Source organism: Lysobacter sp. SCRH-1R, from assembly GCF_057747855.1.
In genome coordinates this window covers 66,339-91,891 of sequence record NZ_CM173227.1, presented here as the reverse complement: position 1 = coordinate 91,891, position 25,553 = coordinate 66,339, and the positions used below count along the sequence as shown (strand labels likewise).

At 68.6% G+C, this 25,553-nt stretch carries 21 protein-coding genes; 10 read left to right on the top strand and 11 right to left on the bottom strand.

Translation table 11 applies throughout. The annotated features are described in order from the left end of the window. Window positions 1–99: 99 nt before the first annotated feature. Window positions 100–807, top strand: a complete 708-nt coding sequence (locus AC3ANK_RS00405; protein WP_484171799.1) for a glutathione S-transferase family protein — start codon at window positions 100–102, stop codon at window positions 805–807. 74 nt (window positions 808–881) lie between these two features. On the opposite strand, the gene AC3ANK_RS00400 is transcribed toward AC3ANK_RS00405, so the two are convergent. From AC3ANK_RS00400 to AC3ANK_RS00385, 4 genes are all read right to left on the bottom strand, one after another. Continuing rightward, entirely contained in the window at window positions 882–4,583 is a 3,702-nt protein-coding gene (locus AC3ANK_RS00400; RefSeq protein ID WP_484171798.1) for an indolepyruvate ferredoxin oxidoreductase family protein, read from the bottom strand. 288 nt (window positions 4,584–4,871) lie between these two features. Then, window positions 4,872–6,008, bottom strand: coding sequence for an N-acetylglucosamine-6-phosphate deacetylase (nagA, locus tag AC3ANK_RS00395; protein ID WP_484171797.1), 1,137 nt, complete (start codon window positions 6,006–6,008; stop codon window positions 4,872–4,874). Between the two features lie 8 nt (window positions 6,009–6,016). Then, window positions 6,017–7,027 (bottom strand): SIS domain-containing protein, encoded by a 1,011-nt coding sequence (locus AC3ANK_RS00390; protein ID WP_484172905.1) that lies wholly within the window; start codon window positions 7,025–7,027, stop codon window positions 6,017–6,019. Between the two features lie 37 nt (window positions 7,028–7,064). Next, on the bottom strand, window positions 7,065–7,808 hold the full coding sequence (locus tag AC3ANK_RS00385; protein ID WP_206861816.1) for a GntR family transcriptional regulator: 744 nt from the start codon (window positions 7,806–7,808) through the stop codon (window positions 7,065–7,067). 296 nt (window positions 7,809–8,104) lie between these two features. Between AC3ANK_RS00385 and zwf the strand changes: the two genes are divergently transcribed. From zwf to eda, 4 genes are all read left to right on the top strand, one after another. Then, window positions 8,105–9,574, top strand: coding sequence for a glucose-6-phosphate dehydrogenase (gene zwf, locus AC3ANK_RS00380; RefSeq protein WP_484171796.1), 1,470 nt, complete (start codon window positions 8,105–8,107; stop codon window positions 9,572–9,574). Beyond that, window positions 9,558–10,313: a 6-phosphogluconolactonase gene (gene pgl, locus AC3ANK_RS00375; RefSeq protein ID WP_206861817.1), complete on the top strand. Its 756-nt coding sequence runs from the start codon at window positions 9,558–9,560 to the stop codon at window positions 10,311–10,313. Before zwf ends, pgl begins: the two co-directional genes overlap by 17 nt. A gap of 43 nt (window positions 10,314–10,356) precedes the next feature. Beyond that, window positions 10,357–12,183: a phosphogluconate dehydratase gene (gene edd / locus AC3ANK_RS00370; protein ID WP_484171795.1), complete on the top strand. Its 1,827-nt coding sequence runs from the start codon at window positions 10,357–10,359 to the stop codon at window positions 12,181–12,183. A 67-nt stretch (window positions 12,184–12,250) separates the two neighbouring features. Further along, window positions 12,251–12,877: a bifunctional 4-hydroxy-2-oxoglutarate aldolase/2-dehydro-3-deoxy-phosphogluconate aldolase gene (eda, locus tag AC3ANK_RS00365; RefSeq protein WP_206861819.1), complete on the top strand. Its 627-nt coding sequence runs from the start codon at window positions 12,251–12,253 to the stop codon at window positions 12,875–12,877. Between the two features lie 197 nt (window positions 12,878–13,074). Here the strand turns inward: eda and AC3ANK_RS00360 are convergent, their stop codons facing one another. From AC3ANK_RS00360 to AC3ANK_RS00350, 3 genes are all read right to left on the bottom strand, one after another. Next, window positions 13,075–13,695 carry a thymidine kinase gene (locus AC3ANK_RS00360; protein ID WP_206861820.1) on the bottom strand — a complete coding sequence of 207 codons (621 nt, stop codon included), beginning with the start codon at window positions 13,693–13,695 and terminating at the stop codon, window positions 13,075–13,077. Between the two features lie 95 nt (window positions 13,696–13,790). Next, window positions 13,791–14,669: a methylglyoxal synthase gene (locus tag AC3ANK_RS00355; protein ID WP_206861821.1), complete on the bottom strand. Its 879-nt coding sequence runs from the start codon at window positions 14,667–14,669 to the stop codon at window positions 13,791–13,793. A 99-nt stretch (window positions 14,670–14,768) separates the two neighbouring features. Then, the gene (locus AC3ANK_RS00350) at window positions 14,769–15,494 is read right to left on the bottom strand and encodes a sel1 repeat family protein (RefSeq protein WP_206861822.1); all 726 of its coding nucleotides are present in this window, start codon (window positions 15,492–15,494) and stop codon (window positions 14,769–14,771) included. 138 nt (window positions 15,495–15,632) lie between these two features. Here AC3ANK_RS00350 and AC3ANK_RS00345 point away from each other — a divergent pair, with 138 nt between their 5' ends. The 5 genes from AC3ANK_RS00345 (at window position 15,633) to AC3ANK_RS00325 (ending at window position 20,283) form a co-directional block, all read left to right on the top strand. Beyond that, entirely contained in the window at window positions 15,633–17,615 is a 1,983-nt protein-coding gene (locus AC3ANK_RS00345; RefSeq protein ID WP_206861824.1) for a UvrD-helicase domain-containing protein, read from the top strand. A gap of 16 nt (window positions 17,616–17,631) precedes the next feature. Continuing rightward, window positions 17,632–18,024, top strand: a complete 393-nt coding sequence (gloA2, locus tag AC3ANK_RS00340) for an SMU1112c/YaeR family gloxylase I-like metalloprotein (RefSeq protein ID WP_206861825.1) — start codon at window positions 17,632–17,634, stop codon at window positions 18,022–18,024. Next, window positions 18,021–18,512, top strand: a complete 492-nt coding sequence (locus AC3ANK_RS00335) for a GNAT family N-acetyltransferase (RefSeq protein ID WP_484171794.1) — start codon at window positions 18,021–18,023, stop codon at window positions 18,510–18,512. The genes gloA2 and AC3ANK_RS00335 overlap by 4 nt, the downstream gene beginning before the upstream one ends. Before the next feature lie 79 nt (window positions 18,513–18,591). Next, the gene (locus AC3ANK_RS00330; protein ID WP_484171793.1) at window positions 18,592–19,494 is read left to right on the top strand and encodes a 5'-nucleotidase, lipoprotein e(P4) family; all 903 of its coding nucleotides are present in this window, start codon (window positions 18,592–18,594) and stop codon (window positions 19,492–19,494) included. Between the two features lie 450 nt (window positions 19,495–19,944). Then, complete coding sequence (locus AC3ANK_RS00325) at window positions 19,945–20,283, top strand: hypothetical protein (RefSeq protein ID WP_484171792.1); 339 nt, start codon at window positions 19,945–19,947, stop codon at window positions 20,281–20,283. A 45-nt stretch (window positions 20,284–20,328) separates the two neighbouring features. Here the strand turns inward: AC3ANK_RS00325 and AC3ANK_RS00320 are convergent, their stop codons facing one another. From AC3ANK_RS00320 to AC3ANK_RS00305, 4 genes are all read right to left on the bottom strand, one after another. After that, window positions 20,329–21,303 (bottom strand): fimbrial protein, encoded by a 975-nt coding sequence (locus tag AC3ANK_RS00320; RefSeq protein ID WP_484171791.1) that lies wholly within the window; start codon window positions 21,301–21,303, stop codon window positions 20,329–20,331. After that, on the bottom strand, window positions 21,303–23,999 hold the full coding sequence (locus AC3ANK_RS00315; RefSeq protein ID WP_484171790.1) for a fimbria/pilus outer membrane usher protein: 2,697 nt from the start codon (window positions 23,997–23,999) through the stop codon (window positions 21,303–21,305). Before AC3ANK_RS00315 ends, AC3ANK_RS00320 begins: the two co-directional genes overlap by 1 nt. Then, the gene (locus AC3ANK_RS00310; protein WP_484171789.1) at window positions 23,996–24,736 is read right to left on the bottom strand and encodes a fimbrial biogenesis chaperone; all 741 of its coding nucleotides are present in this window, start codon (window positions 24,734–24,736) and stop codon (window positions 23,996–23,998) included. The genes AC3ANK_RS00315 and AC3ANK_RS00310 overlap by 4 nt, the downstream gene beginning before the upstream one ends. 71 nt (window positions 24,737–24,807) lie before the next feature. Beyond that, window positions 24,808–25,344 carry a fimbrial protein gene (locus AC3ANK_RS00305; RefSeq protein ID WP_484171788.1) on the bottom strand — a complete coding sequence of 179 codons (537 nt, stop codon included), beginning with the start codon at window positions 25,342–25,344 and terminating at the stop codon, window positions 24,808–24,810. Between the last annotated feature and the right edge of the window lie 209 nt (window positions 25,345–25,553).

Sequence of the window (25,553 nt, the reverse complement as noted above, 5' to 3'; positions counted from 1 at the left end):
GATAAGTCCCGATTCTGCCGGCTACTCGCCCAAAGTCCACAGATCTACCTTTCCGGCAGGCCAGCGCCGCTGGCCGGAGCCCATCAGAGGAGATTCCCCATGACCCCGATCCTGTTCTACGGCGTGCCGTCCGGCTGTTCCTTCGGTTCCATCGTCGCGCTGGAGTGGCTGGGCCAGCCCTATCGCCTGGCCCGCGTCGGCATGCCCGAGGAAGTGACCGGCGAGGACTACCGCCGCATCAACGCCGTCGGCGAGACCCCGACGCTGCGCACCGCCGACGGCGAGTTCCTGAGCGAGAGCATGGCCATCCTCAACCACCTCGGCGCGCGAGGCATCGGGACGAAGCTGGCGTTCGCACAGGGCACGCCGGAATTCGACCGCCTCAACCACATGCTCGCCTTCCTCAACACCAGCTTCTTCGGCGCCTACGTGCCGCTGTGGTACGCGCTGGAACACGGCGGCGACGAGGCCGAGCAGAGAGTGCTGACGGACTTCGGCCGCGCGAAGGTGCGCAAGGTGCACGAGGATCTGTCGGCGATGCTGGGCAACAAGCCGTGGCTGCTGGGCGAACACCGCACGCTGGCCGACGCCTACTTCATCGGCATCGCGCGATGGAACGAGTACCACCAGGCCGTCGACCGCCGCGAGTTCCCGAACCTGCAGCGCCTGTTCGACAAGCTCGAAGCGGATCCGGCCGTCGTGTTCGCCCATGCCATCGAAGACCAGCGGCCCGCGACCAGCGCCGGCGGCTTCGTCGGCGAAGTGGCGCTGCGCGACGTGCTGGCGGAACTGCGCCAGGCCGCGTGAGCGACGGCAATCCATGGAAACGCAAAGGGCCCGCGCGAGGCGGGCCCTTTGTCGTCTGACGATGGCGCGGCCGCTTACGCGACCTTCACGATCCGCAGCGGATTGCTCCACTCCTTCAGCAGCTCGGCTTCGCGTGCCTTGGCCTTGTGCAGGTGGTCTTCCTTGACGTGGCCGTAGCCGCGGATGTGTTCCGGGATGCTCGCGATTTCCGCCGCGAGGTCCACGTTCGAACGATCCAGCTTGCCGAGCAGGCCTTCCACCGTGCGGAAGTAGTCCTCGATCAGCTGGCGCTCCATCCTGCGCTCGTCGGTCTTGCCGAAGATGTCGAACGTGCCGCCGCGCAGGAAGCGCAGCTTCGCGAGCCACTTGAACGCGGTGAACACCCACGGGCCGAATTCCTGCTTGATCAGGCGGCCCTGCGCGTCTTTCTTCGCAAGCAGCGGCGGCGCGAGGTGGAACTTCAGCTTGTAGTCGCCATCGAACTGCTGCTCCAGGCGGCGCTGGAACTCGCCGCTGGTGTACAGGCGCGCGACTTCGTACTCGTCCTTGTACGCCATCAGCTTGAATGCGTAACGCGCGACGGCTTCGGTCAGGTCGGTCGTACCGGCGACGTTGCGTTCGGCCGCGTGCACCTTGGCGACGAAATCGCTATAGCGCTTGGCGTACTTCGCATCCTGATAGTCGGTGAGGAACTTCACGCGACGCTCGACGATCTCGTCCAGCGAACGCGACAGGCGCTCGTCGTCCAGCGGCATGAAGGCCACGTTGTCGCCGCCATGGGCCGGCACGTGGCGCAGTTCGTCCTCGCGACGCGTCGTGCGCGGTGCGGAGGTGGCGCCCCACTCGTTGCCTTCCCACGCACCCGGCGACAGCATCGGCAGCGCGCCCGGCGTCGCTTCGGCGAGCGTCGGCGCGTTGCGGATCAGGCCGGCCGCTTCCATCACGGCGTTCGGATCGATCACCGCCAGGCGGCCCCACGCGAACGCGGTCTTGTTCATTTCGATGGCCGCGCCATTGAGCTCGATGGCGCGCATCAGCGACTCCATCGACAGCGGCACCAGGCCGTGCTGCCACGCGTAGCCGAGGATGAAGAGGTTCGTCGCGATCGCGTCGCCCATCAGCGCGGTGGCCAGCTGCGTCGCATCGACGACATGCATGCTTTGGGCAGCACGATCGTGGCCGCCGAGCGCGACCTTCACCGCCGAGATGATGTCGGCCGCGGGGAACTGCATGTCCGGACGCGTGGTGAACGTGCCGGGCATCGCCTCATAACTGTTGAGCACGACGTTCGAACGGCCCGCGCGCACCTTCGACAGCGCCCAGTAATCGTTGACGACGACCATGTCGCAGCCGAGCACGAGGTCGGCTTCGCCCGCGGCGATGCGCACGGCGTGGATGTCGGCCGGCGTGCGCGCGATGCGGATGTGCGTGGTCACCGCGCCGCCCTTCTGCGCCAGGCCCGTCTGGTCGAGCACCGTCGCGCCCTTGCCTTCCAGGTGGCCGGCCATGCCGAGCAGCGCACCGATCGTCACCACGCCCGTGCCGCCGACGCCGGTGATGAGGATGTTCCAGGGCTGCGACAAATCACTGGCGATCTTCGGCATCGGAAGATCGGCCAGGCGATCCTTTGCGCTCGAGCCCTTCTTCTTGCGCAGGCCGCCGCCTTCCACCGTCACGAAGCTCGGGCAGAAGCCGTTGACGCAGGAGTAATCCTTGTTGCAGTTGCTCTGGTCGATCTCGCGCTTGCGACCGAACTCGGTTTCCTTCGGCAGCACCGAGACGCAGAACGACTTTTTGCCGCAGTCGCCGCAGCCTTCGCACACAAGCGAATTGACCATCACGCGCTTCTGCGGATCGACCATCTTGCCGCGCTTGCGGCGACGACGCTTTTCGGTCGCGCAGGTCTGGTCGTAGATGAGGACCGAGGTGCCCTTCGTTTCGCGCAGGCGCTTCTGGATGGCGTCGAGTTCCTTGCGGTCATGGAATTCCATGTCGCCGGGGAAGATCTCGCACTTGCTCCACTTCGCGATGTCGTCCGACACCAGGATGATCGTCTGCACGCCTTCGCTGCGCACCTGGTGCGCGATCTGCGGCACCGACAGCGTGCCGTCGACGGGCTGGCCGCCGGTCATCGCGACCGCGTCGTTGTAGAGGATCTTGTAGGTGATGTTCACGCCGGTGGCGACCGACTGGCGGATCGCCAGCGAGCCGGAGTGGAAGTACGTGCCGTCGCCGAGATTCTGGAACACGTGCGGCGTATCGGTGAACGGCGCCTGCCCCGACCACGTCACGCCTTCGCCGCCCATGTGCGTGAAGGTGTCGGTGCTGCGGTCCATCCACGTGACCATGTAGTGGCAGCCGATGCCGCCCAGCGCGCGCGAACCTTCCGGCACGACGGTCGAGGTGTTGTGCGGGCAGCCCGAGCAGTAGTGCGGCACGCGCGGGAACACGGCGCGCGGCAGGGCGAGTTCGGATTCCTTCTCGGCCATCCACGCCATGACGTTGCGGATGTGCTCGGAATCGTGGAAGCGCTGGATGCGGCGGCCGATGACGCCGGCGATGGTCGCCGGCGTGAGCTCGCCGGTCGAGGGCAGGATCCATTCGCCGTTCTCGTCGTACTTGCCGACGATCGACGGACGCTGGCCGCTCCAGTTGTACATGTACTCCTTCATCTGGCGCTCGATGAAGGCGCGCTTTTCCTCGACGACGACGATGTCCTCCAGGCCCTGCGCGAAACGCGTGATGCCCACCGGCTCCAGCGGCCAGGTCATGCCGACCTTGTAGACGCGGATGCCGAGGTCGGCGCAGGCGTGCTCGTCCAGGCCGAGGTATTCCAGCGCCTGCAGCACGTCGAGGTAGGACTTGCCGGTGGTCACGATGCCCAGGCGCGCACGCGGCGAGTCGATCACGACGCGATCGATGCCGTTGGCGCGCGCGAACGCCTGCGCGGCCTTCACCGCGTACTTGTGCAGTCGCATTTCCTGGTTCATCGGCGGATCGGGCCAGCGGATGTTGAGCCCGCCTTCCGGCATCTCGAAATCCTCCGGCAGCACGATGCGCGTGGCCATCGGATCGACGTCGACGGAGGCCGACGATTCCACCGTTTCGGCGATCGTCTTGAAGCCCACCCATCGACCGGTGTAACGCGACATCGCCCACCCGACCAGGCCCATGTCGAGGATGTCCTGCACGCTGGCCGGATTGAGGATCGGCATCATCGCGCTGACGAATTCGTCTTCCGAACCGTGCGGCAGCGTCGAGGAACGGCAGGCATGGTCGTCGGCCGCGAGCGCGAGCACGCCGCCGTACTGCGACGTGCCTGCGGCATTGGCGTGCTTGAACACGTCGCCGGTGCGGTCCACGCCGGGGCCCTTGCCGTACCACATGCCGTACACGCCCTGCACTTTCGCGCCGGGGAACAGGTTGGTCTGCTGCGTGCCCCAGACCATCGTCGCGCCGAGGTCCTCGTTGAGGCCCGGGGTGAACTTCACGCCCGCGTTCTCGAGGAACTTGCGTGCGCGCCACAGCTCCAGGTCGAACCCGCCCAAGGGCGATCCGCGATAGCCGGAGATGAAACCGCCGGTGTTCAGGCCCGCCGCTTCGTCGCGCAGGCGCTGCATCAGCGGCAGGCGCACCAGCGCCTGCACGCCGGACAGGTAGATGCGTCCCTTCTCGCGGCTGTACTTGTGCTCCAGCGAGTAGTCGGTGTCGAGCACCGAGTTGGTGAGCGCGGTGTTCGCCGAGGACGGCGAGCTGAGTTCGGCGGTGCTGGTCATGCGTGGCTCCGGCGCGACGGGGGTCGCGGGGGTGGCTGCGGGCGCCCGGCATCACGCCTCACGGCACGTGGCCGCGAGGTCGGAATCCCGAGCAAAGACTCGGAATTGTAGCAGTTGGGCACGCTTCGACCGCCCGGCGGGTGCCGGGAAGGGTCCAGAGGTGACGCGGGGCGCCCTGTTCATTGGAACCGCGCCGGCGTTTGTAGCCCGGGTAAGGCGAAGCCGCACCCGGGGAACGTGGCGGAAACCTCAACCCGGGTGCGCTGCGCTTACCCGGGCTACAACGGCTCAGGCTTGCCCAGCGATCCAGGTGCCCTGCACGTCCAAGGCGTCGTCCAGCACCACGAGGTCGGCGCGATAACCCGGTGCGATGCGCCCCAGCTCGCCGCCCAGGCCGATGAACTGCGCCGGGTACTGCGAGGCCATGCGGCAGGCTTCGTCGAGCGGCAGGCCGAGGCGCTGCACGGTGTTGCGCACGGCCGAGGCCATGTCGAGCGCCGAACCGGCGAGCGTACCGTCAGCGGTCGTGCACTGGCCGTCGCGGCAGATCATCTCGACGCCGTAGAGCGAGAACGCCTCACGCTCGCCGCCGACCGGCGGCATTGCGTCGGTGACCAGCATCATCTTCCCGCGTGGTCGCGCGTTGATGGCCACGCGCAGCGACGCGTCGTGCACGTGGTGCCCGTCGACGATGAGTCCGCACCACGCGTCGGAATTCTCCAGCGCCGCACCGACCGCGCCGGGCTCGCGCGAATTCATCGGCGTCATTGCGTTGAACAGGTGCGTGATGCCGGTGATGCCGTTGGCGAAGCCGTCGCGCAGTTGTTCGTACGTCGCGGCGGTATGACCGGCGGCGATGATGACGCCGCGTTCGGCCAGCGCGCGCAGCGTGGCCGCTTCGAAACGCTCCGGCGCGAGCGTCACGAGCGTCACGCCGTCCTTGCCCAGCGAGGCGACGAGGTCGAGCTCGGCCGCGTCAGGCGTGTGGAACTTCGACGGATCGTGCACGCCCTTGCGCGCGGCGTTGAGGTACGGGCCTTCCAGATGCACGCCGAGCACGCCCGGCACGCGCTGCGCGATCGCCTCGCGCGTGGCGTCGATCGCCCGACGCATCACGTCGACGTCGTCGCTGATCAGCGTCGGCAGCATGCCGGTCGTGCCGTACTTGCGGTGCGCGCTGGCGATGCGGCGCAGGCCGTCGGCCGTGGGCTCGTCGTTGAACAGCACGTCGCCGCCGCCGTTCACCTGCGTGTCGATGAAACCGGGCACGAGATAACGACCCGCGAGGTCGACCACCTGCGCGTTCTTCGGCGGCTCACCCGGCACGACGGCGACGATGTGGCCGTCCTCGACGAGCACGCTGACGTTCGTCTCGAAGCCGTTGTCGGTGAGGACGCGGCCGTTGGTGAAGGCGATGGTGGTCATGGTGATCGTCAAACCGTCTCGGTGACCTTGTTGAGATGCGGCGGCACGTCCGGGTTGTGGCCGCGCGCGACGGCCAGCGCGTTCACCGCCTTGTAGAAACACTGCACCGTGAGCAGCGGCGTGCACGCCGGATGCGGCGAGGCCGGCATCGGCAGCACGTCCGGGCCCTGAGCGCCCGGAAGGGCGATCCACACCGGCGCGCCGCGCTGGTGGAATTCCTCGGCAACCGACATCGTGCTGCTGCACGTGTCGTCGTCCTGCGCGAAGGCGAGCACCGGGAAGCCCGGGCCCACGATCGCCATCGGTCCGTGCTTCACCTCGGCCGAGGAGAACGCTTCGGCGTGCAGGCCGCAGGTTTCCTTGAACTTCAGCGCCGCTTCCTGCGCCGCGCCGAGGCCGAGACCGCGGCCGACGACGAAGAGATTGCGCGCGTCCTTCAAACCATCGACGACCGGCGACCAGTCCATCTTCCATGCCTCGCGAAGCGCGGCGGGCAGCGCGTCGACGGCGGCGAGCAGCTTCGCGTCGCCGCTCCAGCGCGCGGCCAGCTGCAGCAGCGCAGCCAGCGAGCACAGATAGCTCTTCGTCGCTGCGACGCTCTTTTCCGGGCCGGCGCGCAGCGGGATCACGGTGTCGGCGATCTGCGCCAGCGGCGAATCCTCGACGTTCACCAGCGCGACGACCAGCGCGCCGGCGGCGCGCGCGATTTCCGCGTTGCGCACCAGGTCCGGGCTCTTGCCCGACTGCGAGATCGCGACGAACAGTGCGCCCTTCAGGTGCGGACGCACCGCGTACACCGAGCCCACCGACGGCGACGCGGACGCGGTCACCAGGCCGAGCGTTGTTTCGAACAGGTACTTGCCGTAGGTCGCCGCGTGATCGGAACTGCCGCGCGCGCAAGTGACGATGAACGCCGGCGGCTGCGCCTTCAAACGCTGCACCAGCGCGTCGATGATCGGTGCATTGGCTCCGAACTGCCGCGCGACGGCGTCGGCGGTTTCGGCCGCCTCGGCGTGCATGCGCGTGGCGGTGGCGGTCAGGGTTTCGCTCACGGGGTTACTCGCTCTGGAGTTCGGCGACGAAGTCGTACGCATCGCCGCGGTAGAAGGATCGGGTGTATTCGACGACGCGGCCGTCGTCGAGAAAGGTGCGACGTTCGATGAACAGTCCCGGGCTGCCTTCGGGCAGGTTCATCAGACGGGCCTGTTCGGCGTCGAACGCGATCGCGCGCAGCCGCTGCAGCGCGCGCGTCGGGCGCAGGCCCATTTTCTGGAAGGTTTCGTACAGCGAATTCTCGACCAGTGAAGGATCGGCCAGCACGGTCTGCGGCACGACGGTGCGCTCCAGCGCGAGCGCCATGTCGTCGGCGATGCGCAGGCGGTAATAGCGCACGACCTGCGCGCCGGGTGAGAGGTTCAACGCCATCGCTTCGTCCGGCGTGACCTCGCCGGTGCCGCGCTCGATGAAGCGCGATTTCGGATCGAGCCCGCGCGCGCGCAGGTCGTCGGTGAAGCTGGTGAGCTTGGAAAACGACTTGACGATGCGCTCGGAGACGAACGTGCCCGAGCCCTGGCGCTGCATCAGCAGGCCGTCGGCGACGAGGCCTGAAATGGCCTTGCGAACCGTCACGCGGGACAGGTCGAGCAGCTTGGTCAGCTCGCGCTCGCTGGGCAGCGCCTGGCCCGGCGTGAGTTCACCATTCTCGATGGCGTGCTGGAGCGTCCGGCGCAGGTGCTGATAGGCCGGGGCGCGTCGCGCGTCGGCCTGGCGGCGGAACTCGTTGACCAGGTAGTCCTGCATCCGGATGAGAATACCAGTCGAATACCAGTTCGGGCAAATGCGCCCCGCCGCCCTTCCCGGCTCCGGACGCCGGGATTACGACGAAAGTCGCATCGGGCCGTCCCTGGGCACTTCGCGGCCCGGATTTCGCGCGAACGTAACCTCAAGTCGTTGAAATTGAAGGACCGGACTGTGAAACGACCGCACTGACGGCCCGCTGTCCGACCATGTCCACTGCATTTGCACCAGTGGTATCTGACTGGTATCTTCACTGGTATGCCTGTGGTCTTCAAAACCCCTTCCTTCCGGAACGCCCCGTGAGCCCCTCCATCGCGCCGATGGCGCCCTTCGACCTGATCATCTTCGGCGGCACGGGCGACCTGGCCCTGCGCAAGCTGCTGCCGGCCCTGTTCCATCGCTATGTCGACGGCCAGATCGTCGCCGGCACGCGCATCTTCGGTCTGGCGCGCGACAGCCAGAGCGACGACGCCTATCGCGAACGCGTCCGCGAAGCGCTGCAGAAGCACCTCGCCTTCGACCTGCGCGCGCCGACGATGCTGGAGCCGTTCCTGCAGTTGCTCTCGTACCGCCGCATCGACCTGCAGGCCGAGGACGGCTGGAGCGAGCTGGCGGGCGAACTCGCCGACGAATCGCGCGTTCGCGTGTTCTACCTTGCCGTCGGCCCCGACCTGTTCGGCAGCGTCGGCGCGCGACTGCAGGCGCACGGCCTGACCGGCGCGAATACGCGCGTGGTGGTGGAAAAGCCCATCGGCCACGATCGCGCCAGCGCCGCGGCGATCAACGACGCGCTCGGGCAGGTGTTCGCCGAGTCGCAGATCTATCGCATCGATCATTACCTCGGCAAGGAAACGGTCCAGAACCTCACCGCGCTGCGCTTCGGCAACGCGCTGTTCGAACCGCTGTGGCGCGCCGAGCACATCGACCACGTGCAGATCACCGTGGCCGAGACCGTCGGCCTTGAGCGTCGCGCGAGCTACTACGACAAGTCCGGCGCGCTGCGCGACATGGTGCAGAACCACATGTTGCAGCTGCTGTGCCTGGTGGCGATGGAGCCGCCGTCCTCGCTCGCCGCCGACGCGATCCGCGACGAGAAGCTCAAGGTGCTGCATTCGCTCAAGCCCATCGCCGACGGCGCGACCTCGCACCTCACCGTGCGCGGCCAGTACCGCGCCGGCGCGGTCGAAGGCCGCCCGGTGCCGGGTTATCTCGAAGAGCTCGGCACCAACACTTCGCGCACCGAAACCTTCGTCGCGCTGAAGGCCGAAGTCAGCAACTGGCGCTGGGCCGGCGTGCCGTTCTACCTGCGCACGGGCAAGCGGCTGGCCGATCGCATGTCGGAAATCGTGCTGACCTTCCGCAAGGTGCCGCATTCGATCTTCGGCGACGAACCGGTCGCGCAGAACCAGCTGGTGATCCGCCTGCAACCTGACGAGGGCGTGAAGCTGTGGATCGTCAACAAGATCCCCGGCCCCGGCGGGCTGCGCCTGCGTCGCGTGCCGATGGACCTGAGCTTCGCCGAGACCTTCGGCGGGCGTCAGCCCGAAGCGTACGAGCGCCTGCTGATGGACGTCGTGCGCGGCAATCCGATGCTGTTCATGCGTCGCGACGAAGTGGAAGCCGCGTGGGCGTGGATCGATCCGATCCTCGCCGCGTGGCAGTCCAGCGGCGAATCACCCAAGGCGTACACCGCGGGCAGCTGGGGTCCCAGCGCGGCCGTGGCCCTGATCGAACGCGACGGAAGGACGTGGCATGAGGACGCAGTCTAAGAGCGCGCTGGCGGAGCGATTGACCGTGCTGACACCCGATCCGTTGCCCGTGCGCGAGCACCTGTTCGACGACAAGGCGGAGCTCGCGACCGCGCTGGCGAAAGCCGTCGCGGCCGATCTTCGCGGCGCGATCGCGCGTCGCGGCGCCGCGCGACTGGCGGTGTCCGGCGGCACCACGCCGCGCGCGTTCCTGACCGAACTGTCGAAGCAGACGCTCGACTGGGCGCACGTGACGGTGGTGCCGGTGGACGATCGCTGGGTCGCGCCGGACCATCCGCGCTCGAACGAGCGGCTGCTGCGCGAAACGCTCTTCCAGGGCGCCGCTGCGCAGGCGACGCTGCTGCCGCTGCGTCGTCCGACCGCTACGCCGGAAGCCGCGCTGCTGCCGGTGCTCACGCAGGTGGCGAACGAAGCGCTGCCGCTGGACGTCGTCGTGCTCGGCATGGGCGACGACGGTCACGTCGCATCGCTCTTCCCCGACCTAGTGCGTCGCGACATCGGCCTGCAACCCCGCGGTCGCGCGCCGGTGCTCGCCATCCGCACCGCATCGCAGCCGGAACCGCGCATGACGCTCACGCTCAGCGCGATCTTCACCGCACCGTCGCTTTACCTGCACATCGAGGGCGCGAAGAAGCGCGAAGTGCTCGACAACGCCGCGCGCGATCCGCGTTCGACCTTGCCGATCCGCTCCGTGCTGTCCGGCGCACCGGTGGTGCCGATGCTGTACTGGAGTCCGTAGCCATCCTTCCGTCCGCGGAAGGAAAGCCACACACGAGATCGAAATGCCGAACCTGCATCCCGTCATCGCCGACGTCACCGAGCGCATCCGCAAGCGCAGCCACGATCGCCGCGCCGCGTACCTTGCGCGCATCGAAGCCGCGTGCGGGCGCGGTCCGCACCGCGCCACGCTTTCCTGCGGCAACCTCGCGCACGGCTTCGCCGCGTGCGGCACCGACAAGGCGGCGCTGCGCGGTGGCGTGTCGCCGAACCTCGCGATCGTCAACGCGTACAACGACATGCTGTCCGCGCACCAGCCGCTGGAGCGCTTCCCGTTCCTGATCAAGAACGCCGCGCGCAACGTCGGCGCGACCGCGCAGGTCGCCGGCGGCGTGCCGGCGATGTGCGACGGCGTGACGCAGGGCCGCGCGGGCATGGAGTTGTCGCTGTTCTCGCGCGAGGTGATCGCGCTGTCCACCGCCGTTTCGCTGTCGCACGACATGTTCGACGCCGCGCTGTACCTGGGCGTGTGCGACAAGATCGTGCCGGGTTTGCTGATCGGCGCGCTGAGCTTCGGTCATCTGCCGGCGATCTTCGTGCCCGCCGGGCCGATGACGTCGGGTCTGCCCAACGACGAAAAATCGCGCGTCCGCCAGCGTTACGCCGTGGGTGAAGCGACGCGCGAGGAACTGCTGGAAGCCGAAGCGCAGAGCTATCACGGTCCGGGCACGTGCACGTTCTACGGCACGGCGAACTCCAACCAGATGCTGATGGAGCTGATGGGCCTGCACCTGCCGGGTTCGAGCTTCATCAATCCCGACAACCCGCTGCGCGATGCGCTCACCGCCGAGGCCGCGCGACGCGCGGCGCAGATCACCGCACTCGGCGACGATTACCGCCCGGTCGGCCGCATCATCGACGAACGTACGATCGTCAACGGCGTCGTCGGCCTGCATGCGACGGGCGGTTCGACCAACCACCTGCTGCACCTGATCGCCATCGCCGCCGCCGCAGGCATCGAGCTGCGCCTGGAGGATTTCGACGCGCTGTCCTCCGTCGTGCCGCTGCTGGCGCGCGTGTATCCGAACGGCAGCGCGGACGTGAACCACTTCCACGCGGCCGGCGGCCTGGGCTTCCTCATCGGCGAACTGCTCGACGCCGGGCTGCTGCATGGCGACGTGGAAACCATCGCCGGACCGGGCCTGGACCGCTATCGCGTCGAAGCGCGCCTGGCGCCTGAACAACGCATCGAATACGTGCCGGCTACCGGACGCAGTGGCGATCCCACGGTCCTGCGTCCGGTGGCCGAGCCGTTCCGTCCCGATGGCGGTCTGCGCGTGCTGCATGGGCCGCTGGGCACGGCGGCGATCAAGGTGTCGGCGGTGCCGGAAGACCGCTGGATCGTCGAAGCCCCGGCGCGGGTGTTCTCCGACCAGTCGCAGGTGAAGGCGGCGTTCGATCGCGGCGAACTGGATCGCGACGTCGTCGTGGTGGTGCGTTTCCAGGGGCCGCACGCGAACGGCATGCCGGAACTCCATCAGCTCACGCCGACGCTGAGCGTGCTGCAGAAGCGCGGTCATCGCGTGGCGCTGGTGACCGACGGCCGCATGTCGGGCGCGTCGGGCCAGGTGCCGGCGGCGATCCACGTGAGCCCGGAAGCGGCGGTCGGCGGACCGCTGGCGAAGGTGCGCGACGGCGACGTCATTCGCGTCGATGCGGTGGCCGGCACGTTGCAGCTGCAGGTTCCGGCGGACGAATGGGCCTCGCGCGAGAACGCGACGACGGACCTCACGCCCAGCCATTTCGGCATGGGTCGCGAGCTGTTCGCGGTGTTCCGCAACGCAGCCGCGCCCGCGCACCTGGGCGGCGGGATTTTCAATCCGCCTGCCTGATCGTTTTGTAACCCGGGCAAGCGAAGCGCACCCGGGAGACGCCAGCACTTACCTTTCGGAGAACAAGATGGGCCTGCTCGAATCCGTACTGCACGTCGCCCCGGTGATGCCGGTGGTCGTGATCGAAGACGCCAAGCACGCGGTGTCGCTGGCGCGCGCGCTGGTGGCCGGCGGCATTCCCGCCATCGAGATCACGCTGCGCACGCGCGCCGCGCTCGATGCGGTGCGCGCGATCGCCAACGAGGTCGACGGCGCGATCGTCGGCGTCGGCACCGTGCGCAAGCCGCAGGACCTGAAGGATGCGGAAGCCGCCGGTGCGCGCTTCGCCGTATCGCCGGGCTCGACACCGGACCTCATCGCCGCCGCGAAGGATTCCGCGCTGCCGTGGCTGCCCGGCGCCGGCACCGCGAGCGAGGCGATGACGCTGTCCGAGCACGGTTTCATCTTCCAGAAGTTCTTCCCGGCCGAAGCCGCCGGTGGCGCGCCCGCGCTGCGCTCCCTGCACGGTCCGCTGCCGGAGATCCGCTTCTGCGCGACCGGCGGCATCGGCGCGCACAACGCGCGCGATTACCTCGCCACGCCGAACGTCGCCTGCGTGGGCGGCTCGTGGCTGACGCCGTCGCGACTGGTCGCGGCGGAGGAATGGGGCGCGATCGAAGCGCTCGCCCGTGCGGCGACGCTGCTGCGGGCGTAAGCATCACGCGCCGGTAGTTTTCGTAGCCCGGGTAAGCGAAGCGCACCGCGCCTGTGTGCAACTCGGTTGCGGTAGTGATGAACGCGCCGCAGCGTGCCGCACCATCAACATGCACGCGTTCTTGTGGAACTCGCCACGGCAGCCCGGGTGCGCCGCTCACCCGGGCCACAAAAGCGTTTGGCTGCAACGGCGTTTGGCTACAACGGCAGCGGCGGCTGCAACGGCTCGATCGTGCCCTCGCCGCTCATGACTTTCTTGTACTCGGCGCGCGAGACGGAGATGTAGCGGTCGTTGCCGCCGATCTCGACCTGCGGGCCCTCGCGCACCGCGCGGCCCTGCGCGTCCACGCGCACGACCATCGTCGCCTTCTTGCCGGTGTGGCAGATGGTCTTGATCTCGGTGAGCTCGTCCGCCCACGCGAGCAGGTACTGGCTGCCTTCGAACAGTTCGCCGCGGAAGTCCGTGCGCAGGCCGTAGCACAGGACCGGGATGCGCAGCGCATCCACCACTTCGCTCAACTGCCACACCTGCGCGCGGGTGAGGAACTGCGCTTCGTCGACGAGCACGCAGTGCAACGCGCCGTGCTGGGCGATGTCGCGGCGCACGATCGCTTCCAGGTCGTCGTCGCGTTCGAACGCGATGCCTTCCGACCGCAAGCCGATGCGCGAGGCCACCACGCCGGCGCCGGCGCGATCGTCCAGGCGCGGCGTGAGGATCGCCACGCGCATGCCGCGCTCGCGATAGTTGTGCGCCGACTGCAGCAGCGTGGTGGTCTTGCCGGCGTTCATCGCCGAATAATAGAAGTAGAGCTTCGCCATGCGCGCAGTGTACGGCGCGCGCGGCACGCGCCACAGGCTTGAAATCAGGCGCCGATGCGATGTCGGTCTCGCGCGGCGCGGGCGCCGCCACGCATTCAGCCGCCGCGCTGCGACCGCAACCGCACCGCCGTCGCCCAGCGCTGCGCGACCGCCGGCGAGGTGATGCAGACCGCGTCGAAGGTGACCGTGGTGACGGCGCGTTCGAGCAGCTGGATGTCGGCTTCGTGCTGCCGCGCGACGTGCGGGTCCTCGAAGAAGATCGCGCGCTGGCACTGGCGTTCCAGCACCAGGTCGGCGATCTGCGCGTCGCCGCCCATCGGGCCGCTCTCGAACCGCTGCACCCACGCCTGCCCCTGCGGCCAGCCGCGGCTCCACGCCAGTTCGTTCAGGCGCTGGCCCGTGGTGCCGGTCGCGACGCGGCGCTGGAAGCGCGACAGCACGTCGAAGTGCTCGGCGGCGTAAGCCATCATCTGCGGCTTCATCGCGTCGTGCGCGATCAGTGCGAGCGTCTGGATTTCGAACGCGTGCAGCGCGTCCATCCCCGGGTCCGGCGCGAACCCGGCATGCATGCGCTCCACTTCGATCCAGTCGCGCGCCGATGCCACGGTCGAGATGAACGGCTTTCCGTGGATCACGCACTGGCGCTTGAGCGCGACGGCTTCGGGAAACACTGACGAGGGATCGACCGGGTCGATCAGGTAGATCGCGCCGTCGAGCGTGCGTTCGGGGCTGCCGAGGCCCACGACTTCGGCGACCAGCTTCATCAGCCCGCCCTCGCGGCCATACGGATAGCGGCGCAGTCCGGTGTAGCCGGGAAGCAGGCCGGCCGCGGCGATGGCGTCGAAGGTGCGCCCGACCGTGTGCAGTTCCAGGCCGAGTTCGCGGATGCCCGGCTCGCAGGCGTGCAGCCAGCGGAACAGTGCGGAATCTTCGCGAAGGTGGTGCAGGCGGTTGGCGGCCAGGCCCAGGCGCATGGGAAATCCGTCGTCGACAGGCGGAACGCCCAGTCTAGCCGCGGCTGTCGCCGGAGTCGCAATCAACGGAACCGGCGAGACACGCCGGCCCCGCATCCGTCAGCGCCCGTCGGTTTCGACCTCGCCCACCTCGACATGGCCGTGCGACCACACCGCGTCTTCCACGGCCCGGTAGCGGGCCGGATCGCGACGCCAGCTGGCGTACATCGGCGAGAGGTCGAAGTTGCCCAGGTCGCCCATCAGGCCGCCGCCCCTGCTCGGACCGATGACCTGCAGGCGCTCGTCATGGAAGCCGGTGTGGCTGCCGGTGATGTCGCGCGTGCTGGCGGCGATGACCTGCGCCAGGCGCGGCTTGGCCACTTCGTCGCCGTACTCGTCGTATAGCGACTGGCCGACCTGCAGCGCGCGCGCGCGTTCGGCGTCGTCCATCGCCATCCACATCTTCTCGCGCAGCACGACGAAGCTCGGGTACATGCGCTCGGCCGCGAGATCCGCCCACGCGTAGGCCAGCGCGCGATCGTGTTCGACGCCCACGCCGTGCCAGTACATCAGGCTGATGCGATGCTGCGAATACTTGTCGCCGTAGCGCGCCGCGTGCCTGAAATGCCGGACGGCGTCGCCGTAATCGCCCTTGGCGACCGCATCGCTGCCGTACAGGCGCCACAGTTCGTTGGGGAATTCGCGCGACATTCGCGTGCGTTCGTCGAACTCGCGCGCGGCCATGCGGTCGGTGGTCGCGACCACGCCCTGCGTGTCGGACGAAGCCGGAGGGGCGGGGCCGGCCGCGGCGGCCAGGGCCAGGGCGATTGCAAGATGAACGTCCATGCAGCCTCCTTGTGCGTGGCCGGGGGTGCCGGACGGCAGGATCGCGGCCATCGCGCGGAATCGCGACCCGGTCGGCGCCCGCCGTGGAGTCGCTTGCGGCACAATACGCCGCCGCCTCCAAGGCCGCAAACACGCCCCATGCACGGTCTCAACCCTCCGCAACGCGCCGCCGTCCTGCACACCGACGGGCCCCTGCTCGTGCTCGCCGGCGCGGGCAGCGGCAAGACGCGCGTGATCGTCGAGAAGATCGCGCACCTGATCGCCTCCGGCCGCATGCCGGCCAAACGCATCGCCGCCATCACCTTCACCAACAAGTCGGCGAAGGAGATGAAGGAACGCGTCGCCAAGCGCATCAAGGGCGATGCGGCCGAGGGCCTGACCGTGTGCACCTTCCATGCGCTCGGCCTGAAGTTCCTGCAGATCGACCACGCCAAGGCAGGCCTGCGTCGCGGCTTTTCGGTGTTCGACAGCGACGACAGCACGGCGCAGATCAAGGACCTGATGCCCGCCGGCAGCAAGCCCGACGCGATCGACGACATGCGCAACCTCATCTCGCGCGCGAAGAACGCGGGGCTGTCGCCGGAGGAGGCGCTGGCGGTGTCGAAAAGCCCGCGCGAGATGGAAGCGGCGCTGATGTACCAGCGCTACCAGGCGCGGCTTTCCACGTTCAACGCGGTGGATTTCGACGACCTCATCCGCCTGCCGGTGCAGATGCTGGAAGCCGACGAGAACCTGCGCCTGGCATGGCGCGAGCGCATCGGCTACCTGCTCGTCGACGAATGCCAGGACACCAACGACGCGCAGTACCGCCTGCTCAAGGCGCTCGCCGGCGACAAGGGCCTGTTCACCTGCGTGGGCGACGACGACCAGTCGATCTACGCCTGGCGCGGGGCGAATCCGGACAACCTGCTGCAGCTCGGCAAGGACTATCCAACGCTTGAGATCATCAAGCTCGAACAGAACTACCGCTGCTCCAACCGCGTGCTGCGCACGGCGAACGCGCTGATCGCGCACAACCCGCACGAGCATCCCAAGACGCTGTGGAGCGACCAGGCCGACGGCGAGCGCATCCGCGTGTGGGAATGCCGCGACGGCGCGCACGAGGCGGAGAAGGTCGCCGCGGAGATCCATTTCCTCGCCGCGGCCAAGCAGGCGCCATGGAGCGATTTCTGCATCCTGTTCCGCAGCAATTTCCAGAGCCGCGCGCTGGAGAAAGCGCTGCAGTTGCTGCGCGTGCCGTACCACCTCAGCGGCGGCACGGCGTTCCTGGAACGCGGCGAAGTGAAGGACGCGCTGTCGTGGCTGCGGCTGATCGCCAATCCCGACGACGACGCGGCATTCCTGCGCGCGGTGCAATCGCCCAAGCGCGAAGTCGGCGCGACCACGCTGGCGAAGCTCGCCGAACTGGCGCAGCACGCGCACATGCCGATGTCGCGCGCGGCCGAGCAGATCGGCGTGCTGAAGCAACTGCAGCCGCGTGCGGCTAACGCGCTGGACGGCTTCGTCGACATCGTGCGTCATCTTCGCGGCGAGGCGTTCAGGATCTCGCCGGCGGAACTGGTACGCGTGCTGGCCGAGAAGAGCGGCCTGCTCGCGTCGATCCGCGCGCAGTGCAAGGACGAAGCCAGCTTCCAGCGTCGCAAGGAGAACCTGGAGGAGCTGTCGGAATGGTTCGACGGCGGCAAGGGCTCGGGCCCGGGCGAGCTCGCGGCGCAGCTCGCGCTGCTGTCGCACGCCGACAAGGGCGAGGCCGGCAACCAGGTGCGCCTGATGTCGCTGCACGCGGCCAAGGGCTTGGAATTCCGCTACGTTTTCATCGTCGGCATGGAAGACGGCACGCTGCCGCACGAGATGGCGCTGGAGGAAGGTTCGCTCGAAGAAGAACGTCGGCTGCTGTACGTCGGCATCACGCGCGCGAAGGAACAGCTGTGGCTGTCGCATTCGCGCGAGGCGTCGAAGTGGGGCGACAAGATCCGCCTGAAACCGAGCCGCTTCTTCGACGAACTGCCGACGGCGGAAATCCAGCGCGATGGCGCCGACCCCGTGGCCGATGCCGCGCGCAAGCAGGAGCGCGCGGCGGCGGGCTTCGCGGCGATCAAGGCGTTGCTGGGCGAGGCGTGAACGGGACGATGCGCGCATGAACCTCCATCGCATCCACCACGTCGCGATCATCGCGTCCGATTACGCACGCTCGAAGGACTTCTACACGCGCGTGCTCGGCCTGCGCGTGGTTGCCGAGGTCTATCGCGAGGCGCGCGATTCGTGGAAGCTCGATCTCGCGCTGCCGGACGGCACGCAGATCGAACTGTTCTCCTTCCCGTCGCCGCCGCCGCGCACATCGCGACCGGAAGCGTGCGGATTGCGCCACCTCGCATTCGAAGTGGCCGACGTGGCCGCCGGCGCAGCGGAGCTGCAGGCGCAGGGCATCGACGTCGAACCGCTGCGCGTGGACGAATACACCGGCCGGCGCTTCACCTTCTTCGCCGATCCGGACGGCCTGCCGATCGAGCTCTACGAGGCTGCCGCATGAGCTTCACCCTGCGTCCGGCGACCGCCGCCGACCACGCCCGCATCCTCGCGCTGAACCTCGAATCGGAGGAGATGCTGAGCCCGATGGACGCGACGCGCCTGCGCGAGCTCGATGCGATGGCTGCGTACCACCGCGTTGCGTGCGAAGGCGATGCGGTCGTCGCGTTCCTGCTCGCGTTCCGCGAAGGCGTGGCGTACGACAGCCCGAATTACGTCTGGTTCGCACAGCGCTATCCGCGCTTCCTGTACGTCGACCGGATCGTCGTGGCGGGCACGCACCAGGGGCGCAAGCTCGGCCCGCTGATGTATCGCGATCTGTTCGGGTTCGCGCGCGCCTCGGATGTCGACACCGTGGCCTGCGAGTTCTACACCGTGCCGCCGAACGAAGCCTCGCGACGTTTCCATGCGGCGTTCGGCTTCGAGGAAGTCGGTTCGCAATGGGTCGCCGACGGGCGCAAACAGGTGTCGCTGCAGGTGGCGCGCGCGTGAGGCGAACCGCCCGTCCGTGAAACGGCGGCGTCGCATGGCTCGGCTAGAATCGCGCGTCCTGTTCGAAGTCCGGATCGCCATGTCGCCTCGCGTCCTCACCCTTTCCGTCCTCACCTGCGCGATCGCGCTGGGCGGCTGCAAACGCGCCGACACGCTCGCGCCCGGCGAGACGCCGAAAGCGGCGCCCGCGGCCGTCGCCAAGCCCGCCACGCCCGCCGACGACAACCTCAACGCGGTGCTCTGGATGCAGGCCAGCGCCGAGTACCCGGCGGTGACGACCACGATCTATCGCGCCGCGGCGGACAAGCTCGACGCCGCGCTGAAGGAGAAGCACTGGGACGCGCTGGTCACCGACGAACGCGGCAACGCGGCCACGGGCCTGCCGCCGGCGGTGATCATGGACGTGGACGAGACCGTGCTCGACAACTCGCCCTACCAGGCGCGCCTGGTGCGCGAGGGCAAGGAGTACGACGAAGTGACCTGGGACGGCTGGGTCGCCGAGAAGAAGGCCCGCGCCATGCCGGGTGTCGTCGAATTCGCCAAGGCTGCGTCCGCGAAGGGCGTGACCATCGTGTACCTGTCCAATCGCGCCGTGCACCTGAAGGACGCGACGATCGCCAACCTCAAGGCGGTCGGCATGCCGGTGAAGGACGACAGCGTGTTCCTCGGCCTGGGCACGGTGGTGGAAGGCTGCGAGCAGAACGGCAGCGAGAAGAACTGCCGTCGCCGCCTCGCCGGCCAGCAGTACCGCGTGCTGATGCAGTTCGGCGACCAGCTGGGCGATTTCGTGCAGATCACCGCGAACACGCCGGAAGGCCGTGCGCAGCTGCTGGACGAATACGGCGACTGGTTCGGCGAACGCTGGTTCATGCTGCCCAACCCGAGCTACGGCAGCTGGGAGCCGGCGGTATTCAACAATCAGTGGGCGCAGCCGCGCGAATCGCGCCGCGAGGCGAAGCGGGCTGCGTTGCGGCCGGAATGAGTTCCCGGGAAGGAGTGGGCAGAGCGGAGCCGTCCCCTCGTTTCTCACTCCTGCCCTCTCACTTCTGTGCCTTTCGATTCAAATACTTGCAGCGCAACTCTTAAGGGGTTGCGTTAAGTTCGAAGGGCCGCTAACCTGCCTTCCGTCCGGCGCGAGCCGGAGCCATGCCACAACTCGAAGTCCTCCGGTTTCGGCCGGATTTGAAGGAGGCCCCGGCCTCCTTTTTCTTCGCCCGGCGCGCCCACGCCGGAGGTTGCAGGCAGCCGCGACACCTCGGCGAACACGCCGCCACCACCTGCACCGCGCTTCACTCCCCGGGAGACTCGGCCGAGGAAGTGTGACGCCGCTTCCAGTTCCACATCACCGGCGACGCGATCCTCTTCAGAAAGGTTCAGCGCGGCCGATGGAGCGAACAGGCGAACTACGCGCATGCAGGCGCAAGGGAAGGCCATGAAACGAGTCAGAGCCACGGTGGGCGCCGTGCTCTGCGCACTGGTGGTAGCCGCGGCAACGGCGGGCGCGAACGCGCACGCGGCCGACGGCCGCATCGCGTTCTCGGGCAGCGTGGCGACACCCACCTGCGCCCCGGCCGCGATCCGGACCCCTGCACAGACGGTGCCGCTACACCTGCGCACGCAGTGTCCGGGAGCGTCCGCTCCGGTGCCGTACACCCTGCGGCTGGAACCGGCCGCGTCGCACGCGCGCTCGCAACTGGTGAGCTACTACGCCGGCTACGTGCAGGCCGCCGGCGGCGCTCCGGTCTGGGTGGCGACGCAGACCTACGACTGAGCGGAAGGATTTACGGCCGCGACGCGCGCGGCTTTAGCGCGCGCGTCAGTCGTAGCTGAGCGTGAAGGTCGCCGTCGCGCTGATCGTGCCCGGCTGCATCGTGGTGCCGGTGCGGTAGTAGCGCGCGTTGTAGGTGAGTTCCAGCGCGCCCTGCGGCGTGGCGCCGACGAGGTACTCGCGCTTCAAGTCCACCGGCACCGCGCCGGAATCGACGATCTGCACGCCCACGCCGGTTGCGCGCCCGTTGCCGGTACTCGATGCGATCACGCCGGTCTTGCCGGGCACCGCCGCGTCCGTGTCGAACATGATGTTGAGCCTGGAACCGGCGCTGCACGTCAGGTTGATGCGGAACGGCGTACTGCCGGTGGTCGCGTCGACCGAGGGCAGCGACAGCGATGGCACCGTCGGGAGCGTCACCGCGATGTTGGCGGTGTTCAGCCGGCAGGCGGCCTGCACGAAGGTCACCCGGTTGGCCAGCACGTAGTTCTGCACCGATGCCGTGTTGCCCGAAGCGGTCCGTTCGTACAGCCATCGCGCCAGCCTGCCGCTCGACAGGCTCCTGCCGTTGGCGATCGGCCCGGTCTTGACGAACTGCAGCGCGGTGCTCACGGAGAAGTCGTACGTACCGCTGCTCAGGCGGCAGCACGGGAACGGGTACATGTAGTTGGACGGACTGTTGTCGCCGTGCAGGAGCCGGTAGCCGATGCCGTCCACGCCGGTGGGATAGATCGCCGTGCGGGTGTTCGGCGTGGATCCGACCGAGTTCGAGATGCCGTAATCCGTATTGCCGGAGCAACTGAGCCTGAGCGGCTCCGCCGGAGGCACCTGCGGCGTTTCGTACAGGACGTCGCCGACCTGGGCGTCGTAGGGCACGACGATCGTGTCCGGCACGCTGAAGCGCACATCGACGCCGCTGCCGTTGTAGGGGCAATGCGACCAGGCCTGGCCCCACGGCATCAGCAGCAGCAACGCGAGCATCGCCAGCGCGATGCGAGCGCGGAACAGGGACGTGACGGGCATCAGCTCTTCCTCGTTTCGGTCGGCACGGCCACGTCCGTGCAGGTGGCCTGCGTGCGCGGCAGCGCGTCCGCGCCCTGGCCGTCGACGTCGGGCACGGTGTATTCGAAGCGGCAGGCGCGGGCGGTTTCGCCGTTTTCCTGCCAGCGCACCTGCAGCTGCCCGGCCGGTTCGACGCCACGCAGCAGCGCGCGCCCGCCCTGGCCGACGAAGCCCAGGCTGCGGCCGGTCGCGTCGTTCACTTCCGCACCGAACGGCAGCGGCTGGCCGCCCGCCGTGTGCAGGCGCACGAGCACGGTGTTGCCGTGCGAGGTCGCGTAGGTGACGAGGGCGACCGAGCCCGCCCGCGGCGCGACGCGCGCACTGGTGGAGGCCAGCTCGACGTTCAGCGGCAGGCCCTTCGGATCCAGCTCGATGGTGTTCATCGCGTACGGCGTGAGGTACGGCACCAGCGCCTGTCCGAAGCGGTTCACCCGGATGCCCTGGCCGTTGAGCACGCGGGCGCCGTTGGCGTGCGGCGCCGATACGATGGCGACGGTGTCGCCCACGGGCTGACCGAGCGTCACGCCGCGCGGGTGCGCGACGAGCGCGCCGGACAGGCCGAGCGAAGCCTGCCAGTAACCCTCGCCCTCGCCATAGCTCGCGCTGGCGATGCCGTAGCCGCCCCGGTACGTACCGTTGAGCGAGCCGGACGTGCCGACGTCCTCGTCGTGGCTCATCGTCGCGCCGTAGGTGGCCTGTCCGTCCGCGCCGGCGGTGCCGGCCAAACTGGCCTGGGTCTGCGTGCGGCCGGCATCGTCGCGCACGACGCCCGCGGTCAGGCTCGGCGCACGCGCGGCGCTCCCCAGAGGCACGCTGAGGCTCAGGTAGAACTGGTTGCTGAAGCGGCCGTCGATGTCGCGCAGCCGCGTGGCCGAAACGTTGTAGCTGAGCGTGCGGAAATGATGGTTGTAGCCGACCTGGAACTGCACGTCGGTGCCGGTCCGGGTCCAGTAGTCGCGCGCCGACGCGGTGGCGTACAGCGTGCCGCCGTGCTCGCCGAGCTGCTGGTTGAGGTTCAGATCGAAACGGTTGCGCTGGCGATCCAGGCCATCGTTGTTCGCCAGCACGTCGACCTCGCGTTCGCCACGCAATGCCTCGCGCTGTTCGGGCGTGAGCAGGTTGGCGAAGGGATCGGTCTCGTCCAGGAAACTGTCGGCGGCGCGGCCCTGCGCGAAGTCGCGCGCCGCGAGTGCTTCGCGCAGGCTGTAGAAGCCGCTGGTCGAATAGCGGTAGGACGCGAGGCTGAAGGACGTCCCGGTATCGGGGAACATCTTGCTGTAGGTGGCGCGCACGCTCTGGCCGTCGCTGGCCGCCTGCCCCGGCAGCTTGGTGCGCGCGGCGGTCACGTCCAGCGCGATCGCGCCCACGCGGGTATTCAGCGCGACGCCACCGAGCACGGAGACGTAGCCCTCGCTGCCCAGCACGCCGCCGTAGCCGGTCACGGTGTTGGTCAGCCCGCGCTGCAGGGTCGCCTGCACCAGCGCGGGATCGCCCTCGAAGGCGTCGTCGCTGATCACGCCCGCGGCGACGGAAAAACGCGACGACCCCGGGCGAAGCTGCTGCGGAACCGCCGCGTACGGCACGGAGAATTCGCGCACGCGACCGTCGGCCTCGGTGACCACGACATCGAGGTCGCCGCCGTAGCCGGTGGCATAGAGATCGTTGATCGCGAACGGCCCCGGCGTGACCGTGGTTTCGTACAGCAGCACGCCGTTCTGGCGAATGGTCACGCGCGCGTTGGTTTCCGCCACGCCTCGCACGGTCGGCGCGTAGCCGCGCAGCGACTCGGGGAGCATGCGGTCGTCGGTGGTCAGTTGCACGCCGCGCACGCCGACGCTGTCGAACAGTTCGCCGCTGGTGAACGTGTCGCCCAGGGTGAGCTGCGCGCGCCATTCGGTGATGTCGCGGCGCGCGTAGGTCGATGCGGCCTTGTAGCGGTGATCCGACGGGCGTCCGTCCAGCCCCGACTGCCAGGTGTAGTTGCCGCCATGACGAAGACGCCAGGCGCCGAGGTTCAGGCCGGCGTTCAGTCCGACGTAGCCCGACGTCTGCTCCACCCCACCGGAACGCGTGCGATACACGTTGGCGTTGTAGTTGAGCAGTCCCGCCGTGACGCCTTCGGTCCACTGCGAGGGCGCGACGTAGCCGCGCGCGCGGTAGCCCAGCCATGCCTGCGGGACGGTCGCGTCGAGGCGCAGCGCGGACTGGTCGTAGGTCGCGGTCGCGCCCGGGATCAGGTCGGACAACGCGAGGCAGCCCGGCTGCGCCTTCAGTCGCTCACGCGCGTCGGCGTCCATCTTCTCCAGCGGCAGGCCGAGCAGTTCGATCAGTTCCGGCGTGAAGCAGGGCACGGCGTTGGCGTCCGGCTCCGGCGATTCGAAGCGGACTTCGCCCGAACCGCTCCAGCGACCGTCCAGATAGACGTCCACGCGGTACACGCCGGGCAGGACCACTTCGCCGCGCTCGAAGCGCGACAGGTCGACGGACGACTGCCGCGCGCCGGCCAGCAGGCTCATGTCGAACTCGGCGTCCGCCGGCGTGGTCGGTGCGGCGTACGCCGCACCGGTCAGCAGCGAGCACGCGATCGCGGTACCCAGCAGCGCACGCGCGGGCACTCGCAGGAGGGCCGGCGGGAGTGGGCCGGCGGCGGATCTCATGGAGCCAGCACGCCTTCGAACGGGGCGATCGCGCCGTAATCGTTGATGGCGGTGAAGCGGACGACGGCGCCGGCGCCCGGCGGCTTGGCCAGCCCCGGCACGTCGATGCTCAGCTGCGAAAGGGGGGCGACCATGCCGACGGTCGCCTTGTACGACTTGCCGGCCACTTCGACGGCCAGGTCGTTCAGCGTGACGTGGTACGGCGTCGGGTTGTCGACCAGCAGCACGGTGCCGGCGTTGCCGGCGGTCGCGCGGAAGGTCAGCTCGCCCGGCGCCTTGAGCGGATCGCCGGACAGCCCCTGCGGCCGGAAGAACAGCTTCAGCCGCGAACGCACGGCCAGCTGCAGGTAGTTCGCACCTGCCGCTTCAAGGTCGGCCGGCTTGGGCGGAACCTCGAGCACGTTGAGCCAGAACAGCGACTCGCGGTCGGCCGGCAACGGCTCGCGGGTGTAGAGGATGCGCAGACTCTGGTCGCGCCCGGCTTCCATGCGGAACATGGGCGGCGTGACCAGGAAAGGCGTGTCGACGGTATCGGGCGTGGACTTCGCGTCGCCGCGATCGATCCACGCCTGCACCAGTGCGGGACGGTCGTTCTCGTTGCTCAGCCGCACGGTGACTTCGCCTTCCCTGGCCGGCAGGACGACCCGCGTGCCGCCGATCAGCACGTTGGCGCTCGCCGGCGCGAAGACGCACGCCGCGAGCAGCGCCATGCCGATGGCGCGAAGGAAAGTGTTCATGGGATTGCCTTGGAAGCGGCCGGGCGAATGCCGGAGGCGGGCGCGGCCAGGCCGCGCCCGCGGGGTGGTGCTCAGTTGTAGACCATCGTGAACTGCACGCTGGTGTTCACGCTGCCCGGCGTGGCGGCACCGGTGGCGTAGTACTGGGCGTAGTAGTTCAGCGTGCCCGCGCCGTTGGTGTCGGTGACGACCGACTGCGACGCCTGCGCGCCGCGCACGCCGGCCAGCTGGATCTGGGTCAGGTCGCTGTTGAGCAGCTTGACCTGCACGTTGCTCGCCGAGCCGGCGGCGGTGCTGTTGCGCAGGCCGTGCGTCGTCGGGTCGATCGAGGCGCTCGGTTCGAAGAAGGCCTGCGCCGAGGTGCCGCCGGTGCAGCCGCTGACGTTGATCGCGAACGGCGTGGTCGCGGCGGTCTCGCCTGCGGCGGCCAGCGCGGTGGTCGGCACGCTCGGCAGCGCGACGTTGACGTTCGTGCCGCTGGTGCCGGCGATGCGGCAGGTGTTGGCGGCGACCGTGCCGGTCACGGTGATGGTGCCGTCGGCGGCGGAAGCCGGCGCAATGGAAACGAGGCCGGCGGCGGTGGCCGCGACGAGAAGAAGCTTCTTCATGGAATGAGTCCCTGTATGGTGTCCGCCGGCGGCGACACGCGGCCGGGTCAGGGCATGGAAAGCAGAAACTGTGCCAACCGTCTCAAAACGACCTGCGGCCCGTTACGGGGATGTGAAAGGGCAGGATCAGCCAATATCCAACGCGATACTGATCACAGTTTTTGATGATTTTGACACTCAACGTCAGTTTTTGACCCATTGATTTGTGA